Origin of the sequence: Streptomyces sp. NPDC048172, assembly GCF_043202595.1 — a bacterium.
Taxonomy (GTDB): Bacteria; Actinomycetota; Actinomycetes; order Streptomycetales; family Streptomycetaceae; genus Streptomyces.
In genome coordinates this window covers 98,092-123,836 of the sequence record NZ_JBIDAT010000017.1, presented here as the reverse complement: position 1 = coordinate 123,836, position 25,745 = coordinate 98,092, and the positions used below count along the sequence as shown (strand labels likewise).

Below are 25,745 nucleotides of genomic sequence, written 5' to 3'. Positions count from 1 at the left end.
ACCCGCTACGACAAGACGGCCGAGTCCTACCAGGCAGCCGTCGCCCTCGCCTCGCTCCTGATGTGGGCGTGACATTTGAAGACACTGCCTAGGGGTGTAGGCCCTCGACGCGGTGTTCCAGCACCGCCCGGGGGCCGTCCCGTTTCATACAGAGATCGGGACGCACCCAACGTAACGGCCCGCTCACCGAACTCCCGTCCGCGCGCCCCCTGTTCACCCCCACACGCGCCAACGCGCCCGCTTTGATCGTCTACCCGACTTCGCGGATACCCGCGTTCCCGGATGGACGCCGCGACCTGGGCCGCTCTAGCGTCATCGACGGCGAGGGTGCTCCTTGCGGGAGAGGCAGACCATGGCGCGTGCGGAATTGACCCGTCTGACGGGCAACGGCGGCGGACCGAACTGTGACGACGACGATTGTCCGAACGTCTACAGGGACGAGGCGGACGGCGGAATAATCGTCCAGGGCGAGGTGTCGAACTCCTTCCGACCCCCGGCGGGTGAGGCGCTGGTGAAGATTCCCGAGAACGTTCTGAGGGAGGCTGTCCGTGCTCTTGGATGGTGAGAACTGGCGCGAGTTCTTCGACGGCTTCGAGCACGAGGCGTGGCGGTTCGAGGCGCAGCCGACGTACACCATTCCCAGGGAGCAGGAGAACGTTGCCCGGTTCCTGCGCGGCGAGAACAGGCCCGAGGGCCACAACGCTCGCTGGCACGAACGGGTAAGGGGCTACCTCAGCTCCGGCCGAAAGGTTGGGCGGGTCCGGGTCGTGCGTCGGCCTCTCACGGATTACCAGCGTTACCAGTTCGCGTGGGGAATCCCGGGAAACATCGAAGCCGGTGAGGACATTCGCGTCCTGGACGTGACGGAGGGGGAGTACGGACTGCCGTTGTCCGGGCGAGACTGGTGGATGTTCGACGACTCCCGGGTCGTCCACCTCAACTTCCGGCCGGACGGCACACAGATCAATCGCGAGACCTTCGAAGGGGACATCGCTCCCTACCGGAGTTGGAAGAGGGTGTCTCTTGAGCACGCCGTGCCTTTCGAGGAGTACGTGAAGGGCCTTGACGTTTGATCCCGGACAGTTGGGCAGGTCGAAGGCTGACCTGGCCGAAGCGTTGCGCGTGCTGCGCCGGCGAGCAGGCCGTACACAGGTCTGGCTCGCCAAGCGCTGCAACATCTCGCAGACCAAGCTCAGCAACATCGAGACCGGCCGACTCACGCCGGGTCTCGTCGACGTCGAGTTGCTCCTCAGCGCGCTGGAAGCCCCGCCGGAACTCGTCACCGAGATAACAGCTCTTGCGCGGCTGGCCAACACGGAGTGGCAGGGGAAGCGGGCGTCCTGGCGGCGAGGGCTGGAGAAACGGCAAGCGGAACTGGCCGGACTGGAAGCCGAGGCCAGCACGCTGCGCTTCTTCCTACCCGCGATGGTCACCGGGCTCCTGGCCACACCCGAATACATCAGGGCCAGTCTTCGCCATTCACCGGTGGACACGTCCAGGACGGTCTCCAAGAAACTGGAACGGCAAGCTGTCCTCTACGACAGCACAAAGCGGTTCACGTTCCTGTTGACCGAGCAGGCCGCGAGATGGGCGGTGGTCCCTCCCGCGGCAATGGCGGTACAGATCGACCATCTGGCGTCACTCTCCCACCTCCCCACCGTGCGCATCGGTATAGTCCCGTCGAACTCCTCGCTCACACGCGGCCCGATGAACACCTTCACGGTCTACGACCGAAGACTCGTGACCGTAGAGACCTTCACCGGTCGCATCGTCTTTCAGGACGCCAGAGATATCGCCGAACACCTTGAAGTGTTCCGGATGTACGAGCGCCAAGCCCTGTTCGGCGATGAGGCCAGGGAATTGCTCGGAGAATGGGCAGCCGCCTGCCGCTCGTGATCGTCTACCCGACTACGCGCATATCCCGGCCCTATCCCGGCTCCTCCCACTTACGGTCATCCGCATGCCCCAGGACCCGACCGAACCGCCCCCCTTTTCCACTCCCCCGGCAGAGCAGGAAAAGCCCGCACTCACGATCCGCGTCTACCGCACCCGCGACGGCAGCCGCACGGCCGAGTGCGTCTCCGACCGGGTCATCCCGTACGCGGCCTGCAAACCGATGGCGTCCAGCGTCTGGCCGCTCTGCGAGTGCCCTCGATGCCGACTGATGACCCCCACGCCATGACATCCAGGGAGTGGCGCCTGGACTTCCCGTTCCAGCGATTCCAGACGAATCCGCCCGATACCGTAGGCGCCGGAGTGACCCAGCGAGCACGACAAACACGAGGAGGCGTATGAGCGAGATCGAGGGCGTTCATCAGGACGGCCCCTACCAGCGCGTGGTCGACGTCCAGGACGCGGCGCGGCAGCTCTCCTCGATCCTCGAACGGGTCCGGGACACCGGCGAGGACTTCCTGATCACCGATGGGCAGGGCAAGACCCTCGGCCTGCTCGTCAACGCCGAGATCTTCGAGGAGCTCGGCGAGTTCCTCGCCCTGGCCGAGAACACCCACGCGCGTATGCAGGGCAGCAAGGGCACTCCGCATGACGACTTCGCCCGCGAGATGGGGATCGAGCCCCGGCAGGACCGGGGAGACGCCGCCTGATGGCGCATGCCGTGCGGTGGGAGCACTCCGCGCGCGCGTCGTTCGCCCGGTTCCGCAAGGACGATCCGGCAGGGACCACGGCGCTGTTCCATGTCATCGAGGGACTCCCCGACGATCCTCGCCCCAGTGGCGCACAGTCGTACGGACCGGACCGTATGAGGATCCACGTGGCGCAGTACCGGGTTCTCTACCGGATCGAGGACGGCCCGCCCGTCATCATCGCCGTCGAGCACATCGGGCGTAGCCGGTAGGCGACGGCCGCGTCAGACCTCCCGCACCCCCTCCCTCCACACCCCCGCGACCAGCGGCACCCCCGGCCGGTAGGCCAGGTGGACGTGGGACGGGGCGTTCAGGAGGGTGAGGTCTGCTCGGCTTCCGGGCTTCAGGTGGCCGATGTCGTCGCGCAGCAAGGCACGGGCGCCGCCCGCCGTTGCTGACCAGAGGGCCTCGTCGGGGGTCATGCCCATTTCCCGTACGGCCACCGCCACGCAGAACGGCATCGATGAGGTGTACGACGAGCCCGGGTTGCAGTCCGTGGAGAGGGCCACCGTGACGCCCGCGTCCAGGAAGCGGCGGGCGTCCGGGTAGACGGCCCGGGTGGAGAACTCGCAGCCGGGCAGCAGCGTCGCGACCGTACCGCTGTCCGCCAGCGCCGCGACGTCCGCGTCGGAGGCGTGCGTGCAGTGGTCGGCGGAGGCCGCGCCCAGTTCGGCGGCGATCTGGATGCCGGGGCCGTACGAGAGCTGGTTCGCGTGGACCCGGGGGATCAGGCCCTTCGCCTTGCCCGCCGTCAGGATCGCGCGCGTCTGGTCGCCGTCGAACGCGCCCTTCTCGCAGAAGGCGTCCACGTAGCGGGCGTACGGCGCGCATGCCTCCAGCATCTCGCCGGTCACGAGAGTCGTGTAGGCGTCCGCGTCTCCCTCGTACTCCGGGCCCACGATGTGCGCGCCCAGGAACGTGGTCTCCGGCGTGTGTTCACGGGCCACCCGCAGTGCGCGGGCCTCTTCCTCCGTCGTGAGGCCGTAGCCGGACTTCGTCTCGACCGTCGTCGTGCCCTGGCTCAGCATCTCGCGGAGGTGGGCGGCCAGGTTGGCCGAGAGCGCCTCGTCGCTCGCCTCGCGCGTCGCCCGTACCGTCGTGCGGATGCCGCCCGCCGTGTAGGCACGGCCGGACATCCTCGCGTTGAACTCGGCGGTCCTGTCGCCCGCGAAGACCAGGTGGCTGTGCGAGTCGACGAAGCCGGGGATCGCGGCCTTGCCGTTCGCGTCGTACCGCTCGTCGGCGGCGGGGGCACTGGACGTCGGGCCGGCCCAGGCGATGGCGCCGTCCTCGATGACGAGGGCCGCGTTCTCGATGAGGCCGAGGGGCGAGCCGTCGCCCTGTGCGGGGTCGTTGGTGACGAGGGTGGTGAGGTTCGTGATGACCGTGGTGGGCATTCCGGGTCCGTTCGTCTACGGGGACAGGGCTACGGGCGCAGGGCTACGGGCGCAGGGCCGAGATCGCGTCCCGCAGAGCTCCGGGGACGTCCTCCACCGTCGTGTGGACGCCGTCCTTCACCACGTGCCGGCCGCCGACCACCGTGTGGCGGACGTCGGCCGCCGTCGCCGCGAAGACCGCCGTCTCGGCGGCCAGGCGCGGCAGCGGGCCCGCCGTGCGGACCGAGTCGAGGGCGACCGTCGTGAAGTCGGCGAGCGCGCCGCGTTCCAGGCGGCCCGCCTCGGTCCAGCCGAGGGCCGCGTGGCCGTCCTCGGTGGCGGCGCGGAGGAGTTGGGCCGCCGTCCAGTGGCCCCGGGTGCGGCTGCTGAGGCGCTCGTTCAGTTCGAGGGCGCGGGCCTCCTCGAAGAGGTCGATCACGGCGTGGCTGTCGGAGCCGAGCGAGAGGGTGGCGCCCGCGCCCTGGAGGGCCGGGGCGGGGCCGATGCCGTCGGCGAGGTCCCGTTCCGTGGTCGGGCACATGCACACGCCGGTGTCCGTGCCGCCCACGCGCGCGATGTCGCCGTCCGTGAGGTGCGTGGCGTGGACCGCCGTCGTACGGGGGCCGAGGACGCCGTGCTCGTCCAGGAGCCCGGTGGGGGTGAGGCCGTGGCGGGCCTCGCACGCCTCGTTCTCCGCCGTCTGCTCGGAGAGGTGGACGTGCAGGGGCGCCCCGCGCTCCTGCGACCACTCCGCGACCGTACGGAGTTCGCGCGCCGGTACGGCCCGTACGGAGTGGATCGCGGCGCCCGTACGGACGTGATCGCCGGACGGCTTGAAGGCGGAGGCCCGCTCGGCCCACTCCTGGGCCGTGCCGTCCGAGAAGCGGAGCTGCTGGCGGGTCGGCGGCTCGGGCGGCCTGCCCCGGGCGCCGAGGCCCGAGGCGAGGTATGCCGTGTCCAGGAGGGTGAGGCGGATGCCTGCCTCACCTGCCGCCGCTGCCAGCGCGTGGCTCATCGCGTTGGGGTCCGTGTAGCGCTCGCCGCCGGGGGCGTGGTGCAGGTAGTGGAACTCGCCGACGCAGGTGATCCCGGCGAGCGCCATCTCCGCGTACACCGCGCGGGCCAGCGTGAAATAGCTGTCCGGGGTGAGTTGCGCGGCGGTCTGGTACATCGTCTCGCGCCAGGTCCAGAAGGTGCCGGAGCCCACCTGGACCGTGCCGCGCAGGGCGCGGTGGAAGGCGTGCGAGTGCGCGTTCGCCAGGCCGGGGAGGGTGAGGCCGCGCAGCACCGCCGCGCCCTCCGGGGGTGCGGCGGCCCCGGTGCGGACGGCCGCGATGCGGCCGTCCGCCGTCACCTCCAGGACGACGCCCGGCTCCACGGTCCCGTTGAGCCAGGCGCTCTCGCACCAGTAGGCGAGTGTCATACGAGGAGCCCTTCCAGTACGTCGGCGAGCGCGGTGACCCCCGCCACGCAGTCGTCCTCGGCCGCCGTCTCGGCGGGCGAGTGCGAGACGCCCGTCGGGTTCCGCACGAACAGCATGGCGGTGGGCACCGAAGCGGACAAAATACCCGCGTCGTGGCCCGCGCCCGTGGGAAGCACGGGCGCGCCGCCGAGCCGTGCCGCCATACGGTCGCGCAGCGCGTGGTCGAAGGAGACGACCGGCGTCGTGGACTCCGCCTCGACGCGGACCTCGACGCCGTCGCGCGTGCCGCGCTCGGTCGCGGCCTGTTCGATCTCCGCGACCACCGAGTCCAGCGTCTCCTGGTCGGCGGCGCGGGAGTCGAGCCAGCCGCGCACCAGGGACGGCACGGCGTTGACGCCGTTCGGTTCGACCGCGACCTTGCCGAAGGTGGCCAGCGCCCCCGCGAGGCGGGCCTTCTTACGGGCCGCCAGGACCGTGTTCGCGTACGTCAGCATCGGGTCGCGGCGGTCCTCCAGGCGGGTCGTGCCCGCGTGGTTGGCCTCGCCGTGGAAGTCGAACCGCCAGCGCCCGTGCGGCCAGATCGCCGAGGCGACGCCGACGGGCGTGTCCCGCTCCTCCAGGGCCAGGGCCCGGCCCTGCTCGATGTGCAGCTCGACGAACGCGCCGATCCGGGCGAGCCGTTCGGGGTCGGGGCCGAGGGCCGAGGGGTCCTGGCCCGCCGCCTCCATCGCGTCCGGGAGCGAGATCCCGTCCGCGTCGCGCAGCGCGTGCGCGCCCTCGGGGGTCAGCGTCCCGGCCGCCAGCCGCGAGCCGACGCAGGAGAGGCCGAAGCGCGCGCCCTCCTCGTCCGCGAAGTTGACGAGGGCGAGGGGCTTGCGGAACGCCGCGCCCCGCGCGCGGAGTTCGTCGTACGCGGCGAACGCGGAGATGACGCCCAGTGGGCCGTCGTACGCGCCGCCGTCCGGGACCGAGTCCAGGTGCGAGCCCGTGACGACCGCGTCCCGCGCCGCCGGATCGCCGTACCAGGCCCACTGGTTGCCGTTCCGGTCGACCTCGTACGTCAGTCCGCGCGTGCGGGCCTGCTCCTCGAACCAGGCCCGGCACTCGGTGTCGGCGGGGGTCCACGCGTACCGCCGGTATCCCCCGCTCTCCGCGCTCCGGCCGAGGGGGAGCAGGTCCTTCCACATGCCGTGGAAAGAGGCCCCTTGGAGCGCGCTCACGCCTCGCCCTCCCGCATCGGGATCCGGACCCCGCGCGCGGCGGCGGTCTCCTCCGCGATCTCGTACCCGGCGTCGACGTGACGGATGACGCCCATGCCCGGGTCGTTGGTGAGGACGCGGCGCAGCTTCTCGCCGGAGAGCGGCGTGCCGTCGGCGACCGTGACCTGGCCCGCGTGGAGCGAGCGGCCCATGCCGACGCCGCCGCCGTGGTGGAGGGAGACCCAGGAGGCGCCGGAGGCGACGTTCACCATCGCGTTGAGCATCGGCCAGTCGGCGATGGCGTCGGAGCCGTCGCGCATGCCCTCCGTCTCGCGGTACGGGGAGGCGACGGAGCCGGTGTCGAGGTGGTCGCGGCCGAGCACGAGCGGGGCCGCGATCTCGCCCGCGGCGACCATGTCGTTGAAGCGCTCGCCCGCCTTGGCGCGGTCGCCCTGGCCGAGCCAGCAGATGCGCGCCGGGAGGCCCTGGTAGTGGACGCGCTCGCCCGCGAGCTTGATCCAGCGGGCCAGGGACTCGTTCTCGGGGAAGAGGTCGAGGAGGGCACGGTCGGTGGCCGCGATGTCCTTCGGGTCGCCGGAGAGCGCCGCCCAGCGGAAGGGGCCCTTGCCCTCGCAGAAGAGAGGGCGGATGTAGGCGGGCACGAAGCCGGGGAAGGCGAACGCCCGCTCGTAGCCGTGCAGCTGGGCCTCGCCGCGGATCGAGTTGCCGTAGTCGAAGACCTCGGCGCCCGCGTCCTGGAAGCCGACCATCGCCTCGACGTGCCGCGCCATCGACTCGCGGGCGCGCAGCGTGAAGTCGGCGGGCTTCTCCCGCGCGTACGCCGCCATGTCGTCGAAGTCCATGCCCGCCGGGAGGTAGGCGAGGGGGTCGTGCGCCGAGGTCTGGTCGGTGACGATGTCGATCGGCGCGCCGTCGGCGAGGAGCTGGGGCAGCACCTCGGCGGCGTTGCCGAGGAGGCCGATGGAGAGGGGGCGGCGGGCGTCCCTGGCCTCGACGGCGCGGCGCAGCGCGTCGGCGGCGTCCGTCGCGCGTACGTCGAGGTAGCCGTGCTCGATACGGCGCTCGATGCGGGACGGGTCGCACTCGACGACGATCGCGACGCCGTCGTTCATGGTGACGGCGAGCGGCTGGGCGCCGCCCATGCCGCCGAGACCGGCGGTGAGCGTGATCGTCCCGGCGAGGCTGCCGTTGAACTTCTTGGCGGCGACGGCGGCAAAGGTCTCGTACGTCCCCTGGAGGATGCCCTGGGTGCCGATGTAGATCCACGACCCGGCCGTCATCTGCCCGTACATGGTCAGGCCGAGGGCTTCGAGGCGGCGGAACTCCTCCCAGTTCGCCCAGTCGCCCACCAGGTGCGAGTTGGCGATCAGGACGCGCGGCGCCCACTCGTGGGTCTGCATGACGCCGACGGGACGCCCGGACTGGACGAGCATCGTCTCGTCGTCCTTGAGCGTGCGCAGGGTGCGCAGCATGGCCTCGAAGGAGCCCCAGTCGCGGGCCGCCTTGCCGGTGCCGCCGTAGACGACGAGCTTGTCGGGGTGCTCGGCGACCTCGGGGTCGAGGTTGTTCTGGAGCATGCGGAACGCCGCTTCCTGCGGCCAGCCCCGCGTGCTCAGCTCGGTGCCGCGCGGTGCCCGTACGGGCCGTGGACCTGCCATGAGCCTGTCTCCCTCGACTGTCTCGGTTGCTGTCTCGGCTGTCGACCAGATATTCACTCAGCTTATTCGCTGAATACTTTCAGTCAACGGGCGGCCGGGAAAGGGGTGGGATCGCGCCACACCCCCGTGTTTGGCTTGCCGCATGACCCACGCACCGCACGCACCGCTCCCCCGCCGCCGTGACCTGGCCGTACGCGCCGCCGTCGAGCAAGAGCTCGTGACCGAGGACCGCTCCCCCGTCGCCGCGCTGCTGGACGTCGCGGCCGTACGGGAGCAGGCGCGGGCGCTCCACGCGGCCTTCCGCGCGGTGGCGGCGCCGGACCAGCCCGTGCTGCACACGTTCGCGGTCAAGGCGTCCTCGCTCGTCCCCGTGCTGCGGCTGCTCGCCGACGAGGGCATCGGCTGCGAGGTCGCCAGCCCCGGCGAGCTGGCCCTGGCCCGTGCGGCGGGCGTGGAGAGCGGGCGTACCGTGCTCGACTCGCCCGCGAAGACCGGCGCCGAGCTGCGCGAGGCCCTCGCGCTCGGCATCGCGCTCAACGCCGACAACCCGCAGGAGCTGGCCCGCCTCGACGCGCTCGCCCCGCCCCCGGGCGCGAAGCTCGGCCTGCGGGTGAACCCGCAGGTCGGCGGCGGCTCGATCGGCGCGATGTCCACGGCGACGGCCACCTCGAAGTTCGGCTTCCCGCTGCGCGACGCGGGCGCCCGCGAGGGGATCGTACGGGCGTACCTGGACCGGCCGTGGCTGACCCGGCTGCACGCGCACGTCGGCTCGCAGGGCATCCCGCTGGAGCTGATGACCGAGGGCGTGCGCGCGGTGCACGAGCTGGCCGAGGAGATCAACGCGGCGACCGTACGCCGCGACGGGCGCCGCCAGATCGACACCCTCGACCTCGGCGGCGGACTGCCGGTCAACTTCGCCTCGGACGCGGTCGATCCCTCGTACGCGGAGTACGCGCGACTGCTGGCCGGGGAGGTCCCCGGGCTCTTCGACGGCACGTACGGGCTGGTCACCGAGTTCGGCCGGTCCCTGCTCGCCAAGGCGGGCACGGTCCTGGCCCGCGTCGAGTACGCGAAGACCTCGGGCGGGCGCCGCATCGCCCTCACCCACGCGGGCGCGCAGCTCGCCACCCGCACGGTCTTCGCGCCGGACGCCTGGCCGCTGCGCGTCGCCGCGTACGACCCGAAGGGGCGGCCGAAGACGGGCGAGCCCGTCGTCCAGGACGTGGCGGGCCCCTGCTGCTTCGCGGGCGACCTGGTCGCCCGCGAACGCCCCCTCCCGCTCCTGGAGGAGTCCGACCACGCGGCCCTCCTCGACACGGGCGCGTACTACTTCTCGACCCCGTTCGGCTACAACTCCCTTCCCCGGCCGGGCGTGTACGGCTACACGGTGGGAGAGGACGAGGCCGTGTCCTTCGCGACGGTCCGCGAGCCGCAGTCCCTCCGGGAGATCGTCGCGGAGTCGGGCGGCGCGGAACGGGACGCGCTGCGGGCGCCGCACGACTAGGCCGTGGCCCTCTCCTCAGGGCTGGGCAGGGGCTGCCCCGTGCCGTGCGTTGCAGGCCGCGGTCGTCGTCGTGGCTTGTCGCGCAGTTCCCCGCGCCCCTGAGGCCTCAGGGGCGCGGGGAACTGCGCGAGCAACCGCCCACAACCCGCAGCCTGCGACCGGCAGGCAGGGGCAGCCCCTGCCCAGCATCCGCCGGATACGGCCTGGTCCGGAACCTCCCCGTGCGCAAGACTGGGAGGTACCGCACCATCCCGAGGCGTGGCCGGAACGGGGGTGCACCGTGGACGTGCTGCTGGCCATCGCGCCCGATCCCGCGTACGACGAGGAGTCGCTGGAGCGGCTCGGCCGCCGACTGCGCGCCGAACTCGCCGAGCTGGACGTCGCATCGATCCGACCCGCGCCGTCCGAGGCCCTTCCGGACCGCGCGAAGGGGGCCGACCCCGTCACCCTGGGGGCGGTCATCGTGGCTCTCGGCGCGTCCGGCGGGGCGTTCACCGCGCTCGTGGAGACCCTGCGCGACTGGCTCGGCCGCCAGCCCGCGCCGCCCCGGCTCGTGATGACGATCGACGACGACACGATCGAACTGGAGGGCGAGCCGGGCGCCGAGCAGCGCGCGCTGCTGGAGCTCTACATGCGGCGTCACGGCGGCGATTAGCCATGGCGCGGCGGGTGGCGCTGCTGATCGCCACGTACGAGTACGAGGACGAGGGCCTCCGCCGGCTGACCGCCCCCGCGCACGACGCCGAGGCCCTGGCGGCGGTGCTGCGGGATCCCGGGATCGCCGGATTCGAGGTCACCACGCTCCTCAACGAGCCGCACCACCGGGTCGGCGAGGCCATCGGCGAGCTGTACCGCGACCGGCTGCACAACGACCTGACGCTGCTCTACTTCACCGGCCACGGCCTGAAGGACGAGGACGGACGGCTCTATCTCGCGACGTCCGACACCCGGCGGCGCAGCCTGCTCTTCACCTCGCTGCCCGCCGGACAGATCGACCAGGCCATGTCCGCGAGCGAGTGCCGCCAGCAGGTGCTGATCCTCGACTGCTGCTACAGCGGCGCGTTCCCGGCGTCCGGTGACCGGTCGAAGGGCGACACGTCGGTGCACACGCTGGAGCGGTTCCAGGGGCGGGGCCGGACCGTGCTCACGGCGTCCGACGCGACCCGGTACGCCTTCGAGGGAGACCGGCTGCGCGGAGATGCCTCGCGCTCCGTCTTCACCCACCACCTGGTGGAAGGGCTGCGTGACGGCAGCGCCGACCTGGACGGCGACGGCGACATCACGCTCGACGAGCTGTACACGTACGTGCACGAGCGCGTCGTCCAGGAACAGCCGCACCAGCGCCCCAAGAAGCAGGACAACGTCGAGGGCCGCCTCGTCATCGCCCGCAACCCGAACTGGACCCTGCCGCCGTATCTGAGCAACGCCGTGTCCAGCCCGCTGGCCACGGACCGCCTGTCGGCGGTGGACGGCCTCGCCCATCTGTACCGCGTCGGCAACCCGCTGGTACGCGGCCGCGCCGCGGCGGAGATCCGGCGCCTGGCGGACGACGACAGCAGAGCCGTCTCGGCGGCGGCGACGGCACGGCTACGTGAGTGGGAGGGCGTACGGGACAAGGGCGTACGCCCCGAGGCGACCGCCCCGCCTCCCGCTTCACCCCCTGTGCCACCGTCGGCCGTGCGCCCCGCCAGGACGGCGAAGAGACCGCTCACCGCGCTTCCGGGCGTGCTGGCGCTCCTCGCGAGCGTGCTGCTGGCGACCACGTCGATCTACGACACCGTGCGGTACGGCAACTTCTTCTGGGGTGCACGGGCATCCGGCGTCGCCTGGTACGGGGCGATCCTCGCCCTGGTCGCCCTGCTCGCCGGGGCCTGCGTGCTACGGGCGCACACGAGGGAACTGACCGGTCCCGGCATCCTGCTCGGCGTCGGCGCCCTCTCCGTCTGGGGGCTCGCCTATCTGCTGCCCATGGAGCTCTCGGTCGTGTCGGCGTGGACAGCCCTCGCGGGACATCTCCTCCTGCTGGCCGCCGCCTCCCTCCACGTACGCGTCCTGCGGAAGGGCCGTACTGTCCGGCTGGAGCCGCGTCGGCCCGCCACGGCCGCTCCGGCCGCCTGGATTCCCGCGTGCGTCTGCGTGGCGGCCGGTCTCGTGACCGTGTTCGTCTTCTTCAAGCTGCAGTACGCCTTCGCCCTCTACGACGGGTACATCGGCTACGCATCCGCCGCCGGTGCGGCCCGAGGCTTCCTGGTGGCGGCCGTGCCCGTCGCCGCCGTGCCCGCGTGGGCCCTCGTGGTAACGCCGGGACGCTTCGCCGTCGCGCTGCTCGGCGGCTGGGTCGGCGGCGTGAACGCCATCGCGGCCATCGACTACGCGAGGGTCGGAATCCGCTTCGCGGACCGCGCCGAGGGCCTCACCCTCGCGGTCGCGTCACTCGTACTCGGCGCGACGGCGATGTTCCTGGGCGCACGCCGGACCGCGACGACACCGCTCGTACGGTTCCGGCGCACCGTCCTCGTCGCCCTGCTGGTCGCCGTGCCCGTGCTCGCCGCGTGCGGGGCCGTGCTCCAGGATCGCCTGGCGCGCAGCGAGGCGAAGCCCCTGGCGCACGGGCCGTCCTATTCCCTGTGCCAGTCCAGCCCTCCGTCCTCGTTGACGAACGGGGCGTAGTTCCCCAGCTGTTCGCCGGTCTCCAGAGAGGTGGCCGTCGCGTCGAGGAGGGCGGGGAGCGAGGACCACATCGGGAAGTCCTTGAAGTGGCCGCCCAGTTCGTGGTCGGCATTGCCTATTCGGCCCGCACGGGGGCCGGGGCGCAGGTCGATCACCAGGTAGTCCCCGGCGCCGTCCTTCGCGAAGGGGATCCAGGCGCGGTTCCACCACGGGCCGAACTCGGACTCGGGGTCGTCCTCGTCGTCCTCCTCCTCTTCCTCCAGCTCGTCCTCGTAGATCTCGACCCTCAGCTCCCAGTTCTCCTCGACCGCCTCAGCGCCCAGCAGGGACCAGAAGGGCGGCAGCACGCTCGCGTCGGCCGAGCCGTCGTGCCGCAGCAGGCTCTCCTTCAGCGGCTCGGGGAAGGCCAGCCCTATCGCTTCCTCGGCCGCGGCGATGCGCTCGGGCTTCGCGGGCGGGGCCAGCGCGGCGAACGTGGCAGGCGCGTGCGCGGCGAGCCACGTCTCGATGCGGGCCCAGGAATCGGTGATCGTCGGTGTCATACGGAAGAGCGTGGCATCCACCTCCGACAATGCCCCAACACCCCCTAGAGATGGGACCTTTCTTCGCCCATCGAAGCAACTGCCCTCTCTTTGCGCACTGTATTGACACACCTGACCTTCCCCTCGAAGCTTTCATCCGATGTCTGGGAGGGAGTGGGTCGGAGTGGGTCACATGAAGCGACTGCACGGACTCGTGGGCCTGGGCGCGGCGATGACGCTCGCCCTGAGCACGACCGCGACGGCGGTCGACGCGCCGGAGAAGCCCCGGGAGCCGCGGCTGCGCGGCGTCCCCGGGGAGATCGCGGGGTCCTCCGACCCCCGGCTCGCGGCATGGCAGCGGCTCCAGTACGGGATGTTCATCCACTGGGGCCTCTACTCCGAGCTGGGCGGGGTCTGGAAGGGCAAGCCCGTCACCAAGGGGTACAGCGAGCAGATCCAGATGTGGGCGGACATCACGCACAGCGAGTACGCGGAGGTCGCGAAGCGCTTCTCGGCGGACAAGTTCGATCCCGCCGCGATCTGTTCGCTCGCCAAGGACGCCGGAATGAAGTACGTCGTGATCACCAGCAAGCACCACGACGGCTTCTCGATGTTCGACACGAAGACCACGGACTACGACGTCGTGGACCGCACGCCCTACGGCAAGGACCCGCTCAAGGCCCTGTCGCAGGAGTGCCGTTCGCAGGGGCTCAAGTTCGGGGTCTACTTCTCGCTCGTCGACTGGCACCAGGGCCACAAGTTCGACCCGGACAACAACAATCCGATCCCCAAGTCGATGGAACCGCTCATCAAGCGGCAGCTCTCGGAGCTGATGAGCAACTACGGGCCCATCTCCGAGGTCTGGTTCGACATGTCGTCGCCGACGGCCGCGCAGAGCCGCGCGTTCGCCGGGATCGTGCGTGACAAGCAGCCCGGCGCGACCGTCAGCAGCCGCGTGTGGAACAACGCGGGCGACTTCCGCGTCATGGGCGACAACGAGGTCCCCGAGGTCCCCCTCGACGGCCCCTGGCAGACCCCCGCCTCCGTCTACCACGAGACCTGGGGCTACCGCAGCTGGCAGAAGCGCGAGGACAAGCCCGGCAAGATCCGCGACCTGGTGACGGGCCTGATGAGCGTACGGGCCCGGGGCGGCAACTACCTGCTCAACATCGGCCCGCGCGGCGACGGTTCGGTCGTCGGCTTCGAGGCCGACGTGCTGCGCGGCGTCGGCTCCTGGCTCGACCGCCACCCGCGCGCGGTCCTCGGCGCCTCGGCGACCCGCTTCGGCGGCCAGCCGTGGGGCGAGGTCACGGTCGCCGGACGGGACCTCTTCCTGCACGTCACCAAGTGGCCGAAGGCCGGGGAGGTGCGACTCCCGGGCCTGGCCACGGACGTACGCCGCGTGACGGCGGAGAAGGGCCGCGCGCTCGACTGGCGGCGGGACGGGAACGACCTGGTCGTCCGGCTCCCCGAGAAGCCGACCGACGCCGTGCTGCCCGTGCTGCGTGCCGAGTTGAAGGGGCCGCTGCGGGTGGTCCCGGACCGTACGGTCACTTCCGACGACGCGCGCTGGTCCCTCACCCCGAAGGACCTGCACACCGGCTACGGCTACGCGGACAAGGGCAGCTACTACTCGCAGAAGCGGACGCGCGTACGAGAGACCGCGTACGTGGCTTCTCCGCGCGCCCACGAGGTCCGCGTACGCCTGAACGGTACAGCCGAGCCGGACACGCTCTACCGCGTCCGGCTCGGCTCCCGCTCGTACGTCGTCTCCGGCAAGGCCCTGACGTCCGGCGCTGTCGGCCCGTTCCGCGTACCGCCCCGTACGGTGACGCCGCTGACCGTCACCCTCGCCGAGCCGTCTCATGAGGGCGAGGACCTCGGGTTGAAGGTGAAGAAGATCGAGGTCTCCCCGGATCACCGATGAGGTGAGTGCCCCTGCCGCCTCGCGGCGGAACGCGGGCACGCCGTGGCCGAGCGCGCAGTTCCCCGCGCCCCTGACGGGGCACGTTCCGCGCCCGGCGTCGCGCCGGTAGGGGCAGCCTCTTAGTCGCGGCCCCGGAGGATCAGGGCCGCTGCCCCCAGCAGGCCCGCGGCCGCACCCGTCACAGCCGTGCGGAGCGGCGGTGGGGACGGGCGGTCCGTGGCCGCGAGGCCCTTGGCGTACGTGGCGTCGAGGGCGGCACGGACACGGCCCGCCGCGTGAGCGCCAAGGCCGCCGCCGAGGACGATCGCGGCGGGGTCGAGGAGGCGGACCGTCCAGACCAGGGCCGTGCCCAGCGCGCGGCCCGCGCTGTCGAGGACCCAGGCGGCCTGCTCGTCGCCCGAGAGGGCCAGCTCCGTCACCTCGCGGGCGCCGGGGGTGGCCGCGCCCGTGAGCGCCGCGCAGCGTTCGCCGATGCCGCGCCCGGAGGCGTACCGCTCCAGGTTGCCGGGCCACTCGGCGTCCACCGCGGAGGGGACGCCGAGCTCGCCGAGGGCTATGGCCTCGCCGCGGGCCCCGGTCAGGGGCTCGCCGCCGGGGAGGATCAGGGTCGAGGAGAGGCCCGTGCCCAGGGAGACGTAGAGGAAGCCCTCCTCGGCGCCCCCGCCCCAGCGGGCCTCGCCGCGTGCCCCGCACCGTGCGTCGGAGTCGACCACGACGGGGACGCCGGGCAGCGTACGGGCGAGGAGGGCGCTCGGCTGCTCGTCCCAGTCGATGACCTCGCGCGCGGTCAGCGCGCCCGCGGGGTCCACGTACTCGGGGAAGCCCGCGCCCAGGCCCGCCACCTCGTACCCCTTCTCGCGCGCGACCTCCGAGAGCTCCCGGGCCACCTCCGCCGTGTCCGCCATCGGGGCGCGCGGGCTCGGCCGCTGTGTGCGGTACAGCAGCGTGCCGTCCTCCGCGACCAGCGCCCCGGCGATCTTCGTGCCGCCCACGTCCAGGGCGAGCGCCACCCGGGTCATCGACGGCCCCGGTACAGGACGCTCTCGAAGCGGTAGGCGTCGCCCCGGTAGACGGACTGCCCCAGCAGCACGGGGGCGTTGTTCTGATCCACGGTGATCTCCTCACAGACCAGGACGGGTTCGCCCGGTCCGATCTCCAGCAGTTCGGCCTGCCGCTCGCTGGCCGGGCAGGCCTGCGCGGCGTAGTGGCTGCGGACGACGCGCGTGCCGCTCAGCTCCTCCAGCACGGCGAAGAGCGAGCGGTCGGCCATGTCGGTCTCGGCCAGTCCGGGCACGCGGGCCCGCGGCAGTATCGACGTCTCCACGCAGACGGGGAGGCCGTCGAGGGCGCGCACCCGGACCAGTTGGACCACCTCGGCCGCGGGCGCGATCCGCAGCTTGGCCGCCTCGTCGAACCCGGCGCGGCGCACGCGCTGGTCGAGGACGGCGCCGGTGGCCCGCAGCCCGCGGGCGCGCGCGATGTCGGTGAAGCTCCGCAGCACCCCGGCCGGTTCGCTGACGACGCCCGAACCGCTGGTCTGGCGGACGAACCAGCCGCGCTGTGCGGAGGAGTCCAGCCTGCCCTCGTTCTTGAGCAGCGCGAGCGCGTTCCGGAGCGAGCTGCGGCTCACGCCGGTCTCCCTGGCGAGCTGCCGCTCGCCGGGGAGCTGCGCGCCGGGCGGGAACTCGCCCTGGTCGAGGCGGTCCAGCAGACGCGCGCGGGCCAGGGCCACGGCGGGTCCCGCCGGTCCCTCAGGGCCCGCGAGGGGGTCTTCTGTCGTCACGGACGGGACTGTACCAGTGACGGACCAGAGTCAGACCAGAAAAACCATGTAAATACATATGGACTAACCCTCGTCTCTGTGCAATCGTCAACGAGTCCGCCCGCAGAGCCGCGGGCGCTCGCTGAGTCCTGAGTGAGGCACCATGCCGGAAACCTCCCCCGTCCGGATCGCCGTCGTCGGCGCGGGCACCATCACGCAGTCCGTCCACCTCCCGGCGCTGAAGCGGCTCGGCCGCAGCCTGCGTCTGACGGCCGTCTGCGACCTCTCCCCGACCCGCGCGGCCCGTGTCGCCGCCGAGGCGGGCGAGGGCGTCCGGGCCTTCCACGAGCTGGACGCGCTGCTGGCCGACGGAGACGTCGACGCCGTCCTGCTCGCCACCCCGGGCACCCACGCCACCGCCGCGCGCGCCGCGCTGGAGGCGGGCAAGCACGTCCTGGCGGAGAAGCCGCTCTGCCTGACCGTCGCCGAGGCCGAGGAGCTGTCCGCGCTCGCCGCGGAGCGCGGCCTCGTCCTCCAGGTCGGCTACATGAAGCTGTACGACCCGGTGCTCCCCGCCGCCGCGCGCGAGCTGGCGGAGCTGGACACCCCGCGCACCGTGCGCGTCACGGTCCTGCACCCGGCCGACGAGCCGCAGGTCGAGCACCTGCGGATGGGCCCGCCCGACACCGACGTGGACACCTCCGTGATCGCGGAGGCGAACGCGTACGAGGCGGCCCGTACCGCCGAGGCCCTCGGCGACGTCCCCGAGGAGCTGGGCGCGTACTACCGCAACGTGCTCAACGGTTCCGTGATCCACGAGCTGTCCGTCCTGCGCGGCCTGGGCCTCGGCCTGCCGCGTACGTTCGACGCCGCGGCCCTGTGGCCCTGGCCCGTCTCCGGCGAGCCGCCGTGCCTGCTGGCCGACGGCGAACTCCCGGGCGGCGCGCGGCTCGTCCTCAACTGGAACTGGCTGCCCGACCACCCCGAGTACGGCGAGGAGATCACCGTCCTCGCCCGCGACGGCCGCCTCCACCTGGACATGGCCGCGCCGTACCTGGTCGACGTGCGCTCCACGCTGCGCGTCGAGAAGGCCGCGAAGGACGGCAGCGGCCTGCGCTCCGACTCCGTGGTCCGGCCCGGGTACGACACCGGGTTCGTGCTCCAGCTCGAAGCCTTCGCCGCCTCCGTCGCCGACGGCGCTCCGGTGCTGTCGGACGCCGCCGGTGCCGCCGACGACGTACGGGCGCTGCAGGCCCTGCTCACCGCCGTGGCCCGCGCGCAGGGCATCGAGGTCGGCGGCGAGGCCGCCCGGCACGCCAAGGAGGGGAACTGATGATCCGTATCGGCAACGCACCCGTCAGTTACGGCGTGTACGGGGAGGCCGCTGGCGGCGAGGGCACCTCGCCCGCGCAGCTGCTCGCCACCATGGCCGAGGCCGGGTACGAGGGCAGCGAGCTGGGCCCGCCCGGGTTCTTCGGCTCCCCGGAGGAGACCGCCGACGCCTTCGCGCGGCACGGCCTCTCCGCGATCGGCGCCTACGCGCCCGTGCACTTCGCGCTGGACGACGCGACGATCGAGCACGACCTGTCCCGTATCGCGATCACCTGCCGCGAGCTGGCCGCCGTCGCCGAACGGACGGGCACGCCGGGCCTGGTGATCCTCGCCGACGAGGGCAGCGAGACCCTGCTGCACAACCCGGCGCGCGCCCACGACGACCGTACGCTCGCGCTGGACGACGCGGGCTGGGCCCGCCTCGCGCACTACGCGCAGACGGCGCTCAGGATGGCCGAGGACCACGGGCTGCGCACCTCCTGGCACCCGCACATCTCGACGTACGTCGAGTCGGCGTGGGAGGTCGAACGGCTGCTGGACTCCACCGACGTGGGCCTCACCCTCGACATCGCGCACCTCCAGCTCGCGGGCTCCGACCCGGTGGACTGCTGGCGGGCCTGGCGCGAGCGGATCAACCACCTGCACATCAAGGACGCCTCCATGGCCGTCCTCCAGGACGCCAAGGACCAGCGGCGCACCGACTTCGACGAGTGGTGGGCACACGTCTGCGTGCCGTTCGGCAAGGGCGACGTCGACATCGACGCGTTCCTCGACGCGGTCGTCGCCGACGGCTACGACCAGTGGCTCGTCGTAGAACAGGACCGCGAGCCCACCCCCGCGGACCTCTACCCCCAGGTGGCACAGGAACAGGCCCACAACTACGCCTGGCTGTCGAAGGCCGTCCGCACCAGGAGCCAGGCGTGAAGGGCCCCTTCAGGGGCGCGGGGAACTGCGCGACCAGCCACGAAACACCCGCAGCCTGCGGCGAAACGCGAACGGGCAGCCCCTTCCCAGCCCCCGGAAAGAGGGCACGGGCAGGAATCGCGGCACTCGGATTCGGTCTGGCCCTGGCGCTGAGCGCATGCAGCGTGCCCGGCGCAGGCGGCGGCACAGCCGACGAGCAGCTCGCAGGGGGCCGGGTCACCAAGCCGGTCAGCCCCGACAAGGTCAAAGAGCTCGGCAAGACAGACCTGCGCATCATCGCCGACAGCGGCGAACAAGGCTTCCTGAAGAAGTTCGTGCCGCTGTACGAGAAGAAGTACCCGAACGTGAACGTCAAGGTCGAGACCAAGGCGTTCGCGGACTTCTCCAAGACGATCGTCAACACGATGTCCGGCGACAACCCGCCCGACCTCGTGCAGGGCAACCAGGGCTACGGCGTGGACGGCCTCCTCGTCCAGAGCGGCCTGCTGCGCCCGATAGACGACGTGGCCCACGCGTACGGCTGGGACCTGGACCTCCCCTCGGGCGCCACCAGCCAGCTCCGCTGGAGCAGCGACGGCCGGATCTTCGGCTCGGGGAACCTCTACGGGATCAGCCAGAGCAACGAGTACGTGGGCGTCTTCTCCAACAAGAAGAAGCTCAAGGAACTCGGCATCGAGGAGCCGAAGACCTGGGAGGACTTCACCGAGGCCCTGAAGGAGGCCAAGGCGAAGGGCGAGCAGCCGATCATGCTCGGCAACTCCGACCAGTACCCGGCGGAGCAGCTGCTGGGCACCATCCAGGCCCAGAAGCAGTCCGTCGCCGCCAGCCGCGCCTGGGTCAACGGCGTGCCCGGCACCACGTTCGGCACCAAGGCCAACCGCGAGTCGGCCGAGACGCTGCGCGACTGGGCGAAGAAGGGCTACCTCGGCTCCGGCTACAACGGCGTCAGCTCCGACGACGCGGTCACCAAGTTCACCGGCGGCAAGGGCGTCTTCCTCGTCGCGGGCGCCTGGAACGCACCGGCCATCGGCAAGCAGTTGAAGGACGACGCGCTCTTCACCATCCCGGAGAAGTCCGACGGCACGGTCGCCGCCGCCGGTTCGTTCGGCCTGCCCTGGCACATCTCCGCGAAGACGGAGAAGACCGAAGCGGCCATCGCCTGGCTCGGCATGATGCAGGGCGAGGAGGGCGCGCAGGCCATGGCCGACGCGGGCCGCCTCCCGGTGCGCACCAAGGGCGTCACGATGCCCGACAAGCTCGCCGAGCGGCAGGCCGCCGCCGGCAAGCGGCTGCTCGACGACGACGGGCAGACGTACTACTTCGACTGGGCCAGCAACTCGATGATGACGACCATCGGTTCGGCCACCCAGGACCTGCTGACCGGCCGTCTCGGCACCGACGCCTACCTCGGCAAGGTGCAGAAGGACTGGAAGGGCTTCCGCGCCGACCAGGAGAAGAAGGCCGCGAAGAAGAGCGGGGCAGACAAGTGACGTCCGTGAGTCCCGCGGTCAAGGCGTGGGCCCGCCGTCAGTACTGGCCCGCGTATCTCTACCTGCTGCCGGGCGCGGCCTTCTACATCCTCTTCGTGCTGCGCCCGCTCTTCACCACCGCGTGGATCTCGCTCTTCGACTGGGACGGGCTCACGCTCGGCTCGTGGGCGGGGCTGGACAACTACACGGCGCTGCTGAGCGATCCGGTGCTGCGGTCCTCGCTGCTCCACTCGCTCGTCTTCATCGTCTTCTACGCGCTGGTCCCGGTCGCCGTCGGACTGATCCTGACGGGGCTGATGGTGCGCATCCGCATCCGCGGCCTCGCGGTCTTCCGCTCGCTGCTCTTCATCCCGCAGGTGCTGTCGACCGTCGTCATCGCCGTCTCCTGGCGGTGGATCTACGACACCGACGGGCCGGTCAACGGGCTGCTGCGCGCCGTCGGCCTGGACGGCCTCGCCCGCTCCTGGCTCGGTGACTACGGCACCGCGCTGCCCTCGGTCGGGCTCATCGGCTCCTGGATCATGTACGGCCTGTGCATGGTGCTCTTCCTGACGGGCGCGATGCGCATACCCCGCGAGCTGTTCGAGGCCGCGCGGCTCGACGGCGCGGGCCCCGTGCGGGAGTTCTTCACGGTGATCCTCCCGGCCCTGCGCGGCGAGATCAGCATCGCGCTGGTCCTCACCGTCACCCAGGCGCTGCGCAACTTCGACATCGTCTGGAACACCACGACGGGCGGCCCGGGCAACAGCACCACCGTGCCCAGTGTCTTCATCTACCAGGGCGCCTTCGTCACCCGTCAGGTCGGCAGCGCGGCGGCCGTGGGCATCGCGCTGACCGTGCTGACGCTGGTGGTCTGCGCCGTGATCATGCGCGTGCTGCGCGAGAGGAAGGGCTGAGAGAGATGGCCCAGACACAGTCACCGGCACGGGTACGCCCGGCAGCGTCCGCGCCCGTACGGCCCAGGAAGTCGCCCCCGCCGCGCCGCTCCACGATGGACGGGAGCCGCAAGGAGTCGGTCGTCAGCCACGCGCTGCTGATCTTCGCCTCGCTGGTCGCGCTCTACCCGTTCGTGCAGATCCTGCTCGTCGCGCTGCACGAGCCCGGCGCGCGGGTGAGCGGCTTCTCGGTCCCCTCCTCGCTCCACTTCGACAACTTCGTGACCGCCTGGAACAAGGGCCTCTTCTCCAGCGCGCTGGTCTCCAGCCTGCTGGTCGCGGTCGCCGTGGTGGTGCTGACGATCCTCGTCTCGGTGCTGGCGGGGTACGCCTTCGCGTTCTTCACGTTCCCGCTCAAGGGCCCCCTGATGGGCATCCTGATGATCGGGCTCGTGCTGCCGTACGAGGCGACCGTGATCCCGCTCTACTACCAGATGAAGGAGTGGGGCCTGCTCAACACGTACTGGGCCCTGATCCTCCCCCAGGTCGGGCTCTCGCTCGCCCTCGGCACCTTCTGGATGCGGAACTTCTTCACCGGGGTGCCCACCTCGCTGCGCGAGGCCGCGGAGATCGACGGGGCCACCCGCTTCCAGACGCTCCGCAAGATCATGCTCCCGCTCGCGGTCCCCGCCATCACCACGCTGGCGACCCTGCTCTTCCTCTACGCCTGGAACGAGTTCCTGCTCGCCCTGGTGCTCGTCCCCAACAACCCCGATGCCCAGACCGCGCCCCTGGCGCTCTCCTTCTTCACCAGCGACCGGCGCAACAGCGACCCCGGAGTGACCTCCGCCGCCGCCGTGCTCGTCGCCCTGCCCGTCCTCATCGGCTACGTCCTGCTCCAGCGGAAGTTCATCAGCGGGATGCTGGCCGGTGCCGTCAAGGAGTAAGAACGCGTGACCGCACCGCTCACCACCTTCCCCACGGACGCCGAACTCGGCGACCGCCTCGCCGCCGAGATCGCCGACGGCATCGAGACCGCGGCCCGCGAGAACCGCCGCTACGTCCTGGGCTGCCCGGGCGGGCGCAGCCCCCGTACGACGTACCAGGCGCTCGCCGCGCTCGTACGGGAACGGGACCTGGACCTGTCCCATGTCGTGATCGCGATGATGGACGAGTACGTGGTGCCCAACGGCGACGGCTCCGGCGGTTACGCGGACGTCGACCACGAGGCGCACAACTCCTGCCACCGCTTCGCGCGCGAGGAGATCGCGGGCCCGCTCGGCATCCCGGCCGACCGCGTCTGGTTCCCGGACCCGGCGGCCCCGCACCTCTATGACAAGAAGCTGGCGGAGGCCGGGGGCGTGGACCTGTTCATCCTCGCCACCGGCGCCTCGGACGGCCACATCGCCTTCAACCCGCCCGGCTCGCCCCTCGACAGCGGCACCCGGATCGTCGCGCTCCCCGACACCACGCGCCGCGACAACATGGGCACCTTCCCGGACTTCGCCTCCCTGGACGAGGTCCCGGCGCACGGCGTCACCGTCGGCGTCGGCACCATCCGCCAGGTCTCGCACCGCGTGCGGATGGTGGTCGGCGGCGCCCACAAGCGCGCCGCCGTACGCCGTCTCCTCGTCGACGCCTACGACCCGGAGTGGCCCGCGAGCGTCGTCGCCGCCTGCGCGGACGCCCGTATCTACGCGGACGAGGCGGCCGCCGGGAAGTAGCCACGCTCCTCCCTGGACCTCCGTGGACCTCCGTGGACCGGGCATCCCGCGAAATCTCTCGCCGCCGAGCGATGACTTTCCGCGGGACGCCCGGTCCACATCCATGTCGGCAGCGGCCGCGCCGAAGCACTGAAGGAGCAGACAGCCATGGCAGAGCAGTCAGAGCAGTCGGGGAAGAAGAATCCGCACGTCGGCGGGATCGTGCTGGGCAGCACGGACCCGGCACGGCTGTGGGAGTGGTACCGGACGGCTTTCGCGCCGGAGGCCGAGAAGGAGGGGCCGATGCTCAGCCTCTCCCTGGGCAGCACGACCCTGATCTTCGAGAGCAGGAACGACGTCGGCCGCAAGTCGGTCGAGCCCGGCCGGATCCTCGTCAACTTCGAGGTGGACGGCATCCGCGACCTGGAGAAGCACCTGACGTCCGCGCTCAACGCCCGCTGGGTGCGCGAGGTCGAGGAGCCGGACGGCGCCGAGGGCGAGGTGCTCCTCGGCACGCTGGAGGACCCGGACGGGAACTACGTACAGATCTTCGAGCTGACCGGCGGCACGCCCGGCATGTAGACCCAACGGGGAGGACGCTCCATGTACCGCGGTGACGGATCCATGCGGCAGACCGGTTCACGCCGCGAAAGAGGAGCGACGGACGGGACGGACACGGGGACGGGGACGGCAGCCGGAGAGCTGCTGCGGCGGGCCGTCGGATACGCGCTGGGCTGCGCCCAGTTCGTGACCCCGGCCCTGCTGCACCGCCCCACGCCCTGTGCGAAATGGGACCTGGAGGCGCTGCTGGCACACGCCGACGACTCGCTGGCGGCGCTGCACGAGGGGTTCGACGGCGGCTCGATCGCCGTGCTGCCCGGCCCCCGGCCCCTTCCCGACGACCCCGCCGCCGCCTTCCGTTCCCGCGCCGCACGGCTGCTGGGCGCCTGGACGGCGGCGGGACCCCCGCACCGGCTGATCGCCGTCGCGGACTCGCCGCTCACCGCCGAGGCGGTGGCCCTCACCGGGGCGCTCGACCTCGCCGTGCACGGCTGGGACATCGCACGGGCGGTACGGCAGACCGACCGCCCCGTCCCTACCGGCCTGGCCGAGGCGCTGCTCCCCGTTTCCCGGCACCTGGTCCCCTACCCCGAGGCACGCCCGCCCCTCTTCGCGCCCGAGGTCCCGGTGGGCCCGGAGTCCCCGCCGGGCGACCGCCTGGTCGCCTTCCTGGGGCGCGCCCCGGACTGGTAGCGCACGACAGGGGCCGCGCCCCCGCGACGCGGCCCCTGAGATGCGAGATGTCCTTCGGCCCTCAGCCGGGGATCTCACCCGGAGGGTTCATCGGGTAGCCGAGGTACCAGGTGCGGACCCAGCCCTTCTTGCCCTTGTTGGCTCCCTTGAGGACCTTCCCGTACGACCACTTGCCGCGCTGGCAGGTCTCGTAATAGTTGTTGGTCCCCTTGCCCACCAGGCCCTTGGACGTGTAGCTCTTGCCGGGGCCGGTGCGGAGGTGCACCGTCTCGCTGACCGAGACCTTCACGTTCTTCACGTTCTTGGTGCAGGCCGAGGAGCCGACGGCGGAGGCGCTCGGTGCGCCCGTCGTCAGGACCAGCCCCGTCCCCACCATGGCACCGACCGCGAGCGTGCCCACGACCCTGCCGAAGAACTTTGGCTTCTTCATGCGTCCCCGTTCCGGTTGACCTTGGTTGATCTCCAACGGTCGTGGACGCTACAGCGCCGGAAGCCGGGATTCTGTCCCGAATTCGGGGCACTCGCCCCTGACTTCCGTGTCCGTCCGTGCTTCGTGTTCCTGCACTGCATGAACCGGAAGGGGCCCGCGGTCAACTATTCGGCGAAGAGGCCGCGCTCCCCCGCCCGTACGTCGAAGTCCTCCAGCCGGGCCTGCGCGTCCGGCAGTCCGTCGCACATCGCCTCCAGCAGCACCCGGCCCAGCAGCATCGGCGCGCAGGCCGTGTCGAAGGCGAGCCCCGTGCCGACGGCGGCGGGCAGCAGCAGGTCCTCCGGGTGCGCGACGGGCGCGAAGGCGCTGTCGGCGACGGTCACGATCCGCAGCCCTGCCCCCCGCGCGTACTCCAGCCCCTCCAGCGTCTCGCGGGGGTGCCGGGGCAGCGCGAAGCAGAGCAGGGCGCTCGCGCCCGCGCGCACGGCCGCGTCGATCCGGTCGACGAGCATCGAGCCGCCCTCGTCCAGCAGCCGCACGTCGGGGTGGACCTTGGCGGCGAAGTACGCGAACCCGCCCGCCTGGGCCGCCGCCGCGCGCAGCCCCAGCACGGGCAGCGGGCGGGAGGCCGCGAGCAGCGCCCCGGCGCGCTCGACGGGCGTGGGGTCGGCGAGCAGCGCGGCGAGGTGGCGCAGGTTGTCGATCTCGGCGTGCACGGCCTGCTGGTACTCGTTGTACGTCTCGCCGTCCGCCCCCTCGGCGCTCTGCGCGCCCTGCTCGCCCTCGCGCAGCTGGCGCCGCAGCGCCGGGTACCCGTCGAAGCCGAGCGCGACCGCGAAGCGCGTGACGGACGGCTGGCTGACGCCCGCCAGCTCCGCCAGCTCCACGCTCGACAGGAAGGGCGCGTCCTCGGCCCGCCGCACCATGCAGTGCGCGATGCGCCGCTGGGTGGGCGTCAGCCGGTGCCCCTCGAACAGCTTCAGCAACCGGGCGCTGGCACTTCCCACGGAGCCCTCCCCTATTCACTCGCCGCT

26 protein-coding genes are annotated in these 25,745 nt (G+C 71.7%); 17 read left to right on the top strand and 9 right to left on the bottom strand.

Annotated elements, in window-relative coordinates:
- The first annotated feature begins 352 nt into the window (after positions 1-352).
- From ACGF3A_RS43055 to ACGF3A_RS43035, 5 genes are all read left to right on the top strand, one after another.
- Positions 353-565: a hypothetical protein gene (locus ACGF3A_RS43055; RefSeq protein ID WP_393736666.1), complete on the top strand. Its 213-nt coding sequence runs from the start codon at positions 353-355 to the stop codon at positions 563-565.
- Complete coding sequence (locus tag ACGF3A_RS43050) at positions 549-1,073, top strand: DUF6879 family protein (RefSeq protein ID WP_393736664.1); 525 nt, start codon at positions 549-551, stop codon at positions 1,071-1,073. The genes ACGF3A_RS43055 and ACGF3A_RS43050 overlap by 17 nt, the downstream gene beginning before the upstream one ends.
- Positions 1,063-1,896, top strand: a complete 834-nt coding sequence (locus tag ACGF3A_RS43045) for a helix-turn-helix domain-containing protein (RefSeq protein ID WP_393736662.1) — start codon at positions 1,063-1,065, stop codon at positions 1,894-1,896. The genes ACGF3A_RS43050 and ACGF3A_RS43045 overlap by 11 nt, the downstream gene beginning before the upstream one ends.
- A 395-nt stretch (positions 1,897-2,291) precedes the next feature.
- A complete protein-coding gene (locus ACGF3A_RS43040) occupies positions 2,292-2,603 on the top strand; it encodes a hypothetical protein (RefSeq protein WP_393736660.1) in 312 nt (103 codons plus the stop codon).
- Positions 2,603-2,854, top strand: coding sequence for a type II toxin-antitoxin system RelE/ParE family toxin (locus ACGF3A_RS43035; protein WP_393736658.1), 252 nt, complete (start codon positions 2,603-2,605; stop codon positions 2,852-2,854). Before ACGF3A_RS43040 ends, ACGF3A_RS43035 begins: the two co-directional genes overlap by 1 nt.
- A gap of 12 nt (positions 2,855-2,866) precedes the next feature.
- Here ACGF3A_RS43035 and hutI read toward each other — a convergent pair whose 3' ends face one another.
- Genes hutI through hutU form a run of 4 tightly spaced genes read right to left on the bottom strand, consistent with a single transcriptional unit; the run spans position 2,867 to position 8,319 of the window.
- Positions 2,867-4,039, bottom strand: a complete 1,173-nt coding sequence (gene hutI / locus ACGF3A_RS43030) for an imidazolonepropionase (RefSeq protein ID WP_393736656.1) — start codon at positions 4,037-4,039, stop codon at positions 2,867-2,869.
- Positions 4,040-4,082: 43 nt separating this feature from the next.
- Complete coding sequence (locus tag ACGF3A_RS43025) at positions 4,083-5,441, bottom strand: formimidoylglutamate deiminase (RefSeq protein WP_393736654.1); 1,359 nt, start codon at positions 5,439-5,441, stop codon at positions 4,083-4,085.
- Positions 5,438-6,628: an allantoate amidohydrolase gene (locus tag ACGF3A_RS43020; protein WP_393736677.1), complete on the bottom strand. Its 1,191-nt coding sequence runs from the start codon at positions 6,626-6,628 to the stop codon at positions 5,438-5,440. The genes ACGF3A_RS43025 and ACGF3A_RS43020 overlap by 4 nt, the downstream gene beginning before the upstream one ends.
- A gap of 29 nt (positions 6,629-6,657) precedes the next feature.
- Positions 6,658-8,319 carry a urocanate hydratase gene (gene hutU, locus ACGF3A_RS43015; RefSeq protein WP_393736652.1) on the bottom strand — a complete coding sequence of 554 codons (1,662 nt, stop codon included), beginning with the start codon at positions 8,317-8,319 and terminating at the stop codon, positions 6,658-6,660.
- 142 nt (positions 8,320-8,461) lie between these two features.
- Here hutU and ACGF3A_RS43010 point away from each other — a divergent pair, with 142 nt between their 5' ends.
- The 3 genes from ACGF3A_RS43010 to ACGF3A_RS43000 all read left to right on the top strand — a co-directional run bounded on the left by ACGF3A_RS43010 (position 8,462) and on the right by ACGF3A_RS43000 (position 12,493).
- Positions 8,462-9,823, top strand: coding sequence for a diaminopimelate decarboxylase (locus ACGF3A_RS43010; RefSeq protein ID WP_393736650.1), 1,362 nt, complete (start codon positions 8,462-8,464; stop codon positions 9,821-9,823).
- Positions 9,824-10,103: 280 nt separating this feature from the next.
- Positions 10,104-10,478 (top strand): hypothetical protein, encoded by a 375-nt coding sequence (locus ACGF3A_RS43005; RefSeq protein ID WP_393736648.1) that lies wholly within the window; start codon positions 10,104-10,106, stop codon positions 10,476-10,478.
- A 2-nt stretch (positions 10,479-10,480) separates the two neighbouring features.
- A complete protein-coding gene (locus tag ACGF3A_RS43000) occupies positions 10,481-12,493 on the top strand; it encodes a caspase domain-containing protein (protein ID WP_393736646.1) in 2,013 nt (670 codons plus the stop codon).
- Here ACGF3A_RS43000 and ACGF3A_RS42995 read toward each other — a convergent pair.
- Complete coding sequence (locus ACGF3A_RS42995; protein ID WP_393736644.1) at positions 12,442-13,035, bottom strand: SMI1/KNR4 family protein; 594 nt, start codon at positions 13,033-13,035, stop codon at positions 12,442-12,444. The genes ACGF3A_RS43000 and ACGF3A_RS42995 overlap by 52 nt on opposite strands.
- 172 nt (positions 13,036-13,207) lie before the next feature.
- On the opposite strand from ACGF3A_RS42995, the gene ACGF3A_RS42990 reads away from it, so the two are divergent.
- Positions 13,208-14,941, top strand: a complete 1,734-nt coding sequence (locus tag ACGF3A_RS42990; protein WP_393736642.1) for an alpha-L-fucosidase — start codon at positions 13,208-13,210, stop codon at positions 14,939-14,941.
- 119 nt (positions 14,942-15,060) lie between these two features.
- On the opposite strand, the gene ACGF3A_RS42985 is transcribed toward ACGF3A_RS42990, so the two are convergent.
- Both ACGF3A_RS42985 and ACGF3A_RS42980 read right to left on the bottom strand, forming a co-directional pair.
- Complete coding sequence (locus ACGF3A_RS42985) at positions 15,061-15,960, bottom strand: ROK family protein (protein WP_393736640.1); 900 nt, start codon at positions 15,958-15,960, stop codon at positions 15,061-15,063.
- Complete coding sequence (locus tag ACGF3A_RS42980) at positions 15,957-16,724, bottom strand: GntR family transcriptional regulator (protein ID WP_393736638.1); 768 nt, start codon at positions 16,722-16,724, stop codon at positions 15,957-15,959. Before ACGF3A_RS42980 ends, ACGF3A_RS42985 begins: the two co-directional genes overlap by 4 nt.
- A gap of 142 nt (positions 16,725-16,866) precedes the next feature.
- Here ACGF3A_RS42980 and ACGF3A_RS42975 point away from each other — a divergent pair, with 142 nt between their 5' ends.
- The 8 genes from ACGF3A_RS42975 (at position 16,867) to ACGF3A_RS42940 (ending at position 24,281) form a co-directional block, all read left to right on the top strand.
- The gene (locus ACGF3A_RS42975) at positions 16,867-18,036 is read left to right on the top strand and encodes a Gfo/Idh/MocA family protein (protein WP_393736636.1); all 1,170 of its coding nucleotides are present in this window, start codon (positions 16,867-16,869) and stop codon (positions 18,034-18,036) included.
- A complete protein-coding gene (locus tag ACGF3A_RS42970; RefSeq protein WP_393736634.1) occupies positions 18,036-18,959 on the top strand; it encodes a sugar phosphate isomerase/epimerase family protein in 924 nt (307 codons plus the stop codon). The genes ACGF3A_RS42975 and ACGF3A_RS42970 overlap by 1 nt, the downstream gene beginning before the upstream one ends.
- A 164-nt stretch (positions 18,960-19,123) precedes the next feature.
- On the top strand, positions 19,124-20,449 hold the full coding sequence (locus tag ACGF3A_RS42965; RefSeq protein ID WP_393736632.1) for an ABC transporter substrate-binding protein: 1,326 nt from the start codon (positions 19,124-19,126) through the stop codon (positions 20,447-20,449).
- On the top strand, positions 20,446-21,345 hold the full coding sequence (locus tag ACGF3A_RS42960; RefSeq protein WP_393736630.1) for a carbohydrate ABC transporter permease: 900 nt from the start codon (positions 20,446-20,448) through the stop codon (positions 21,343-21,345). The genes ACGF3A_RS42965 and ACGF3A_RS42960 overlap by 4 nt, the downstream gene beginning before the upstream one ends.
- Before the next feature lie 5 nt (positions 21,346-21,350).
- Positions 21,351-22,271 carry a carbohydrate ABC transporter permease gene (locus tag ACGF3A_RS42955; protein WP_393736628.1) on the top strand — a complete coding sequence of 307 codons (921 nt, stop codon included), beginning with the start codon at positions 21,351-21,353 and terminating at the stop codon, positions 22,269-22,271.
- 6 nt (positions 22,272-22,277) lie between these two features.
- On the top strand, positions 22,278-23,048 hold the full coding sequence (locus ACGF3A_RS42950; RefSeq protein WP_393736626.1) for a glucosamine-6-phosphate deaminase: 771 nt from the start codon (positions 22,278-22,280) through the stop codon (positions 23,046-23,048).
- Positions 23,049-23,195: 147 nt separating this feature from the next.
- A complete protein-coding gene (locus tag ACGF3A_RS42945; protein WP_393736624.1) occupies positions 23,196-23,609 on the top strand; it encodes a VOC family protein in 414 nt (137 codons plus the stop codon).
- A gap of 21 nt (positions 23,610-23,630) precedes the next feature.
- The gene (locus ACGF3A_RS42940; protein WP_393736622.1) at positions 23,631-24,281 is read left to right on the top strand and encodes a TIGR03086 family metal-binding protein; all 651 of its coding nucleotides are present in this window, start codon (positions 23,631-23,633) and stop codon (positions 24,279-24,281) included.
- A gap of 61 nt (positions 24,282-24,342) precedes the next feature.
- On the opposite strand, the gene ACGF3A_RS42935 is transcribed toward ACGF3A_RS42940, so the two are convergent.
- A complete protein-coding gene (locus ACGF3A_RS42935) occupies positions 24,343-24,711 on the bottom strand; it encodes an SH3 domain-containing protein (protein WP_393736620.1) in 369 nt (122 codons plus the stop codon).
- A 164-nt stretch (positions 24,712-24,875) separates the two neighbouring features.
- A complete protein-coding gene (locus tag ACGF3A_RS42930; RefSeq protein WP_393736618.1) occupies positions 24,876-25,718 on the bottom strand; it encodes a MurR/RpiR family transcriptional regulator in 843 nt (280 codons plus the stop codon).
- Between the last annotated feature and the right edge of the window lie 27 nt (positions 25,719-25,745).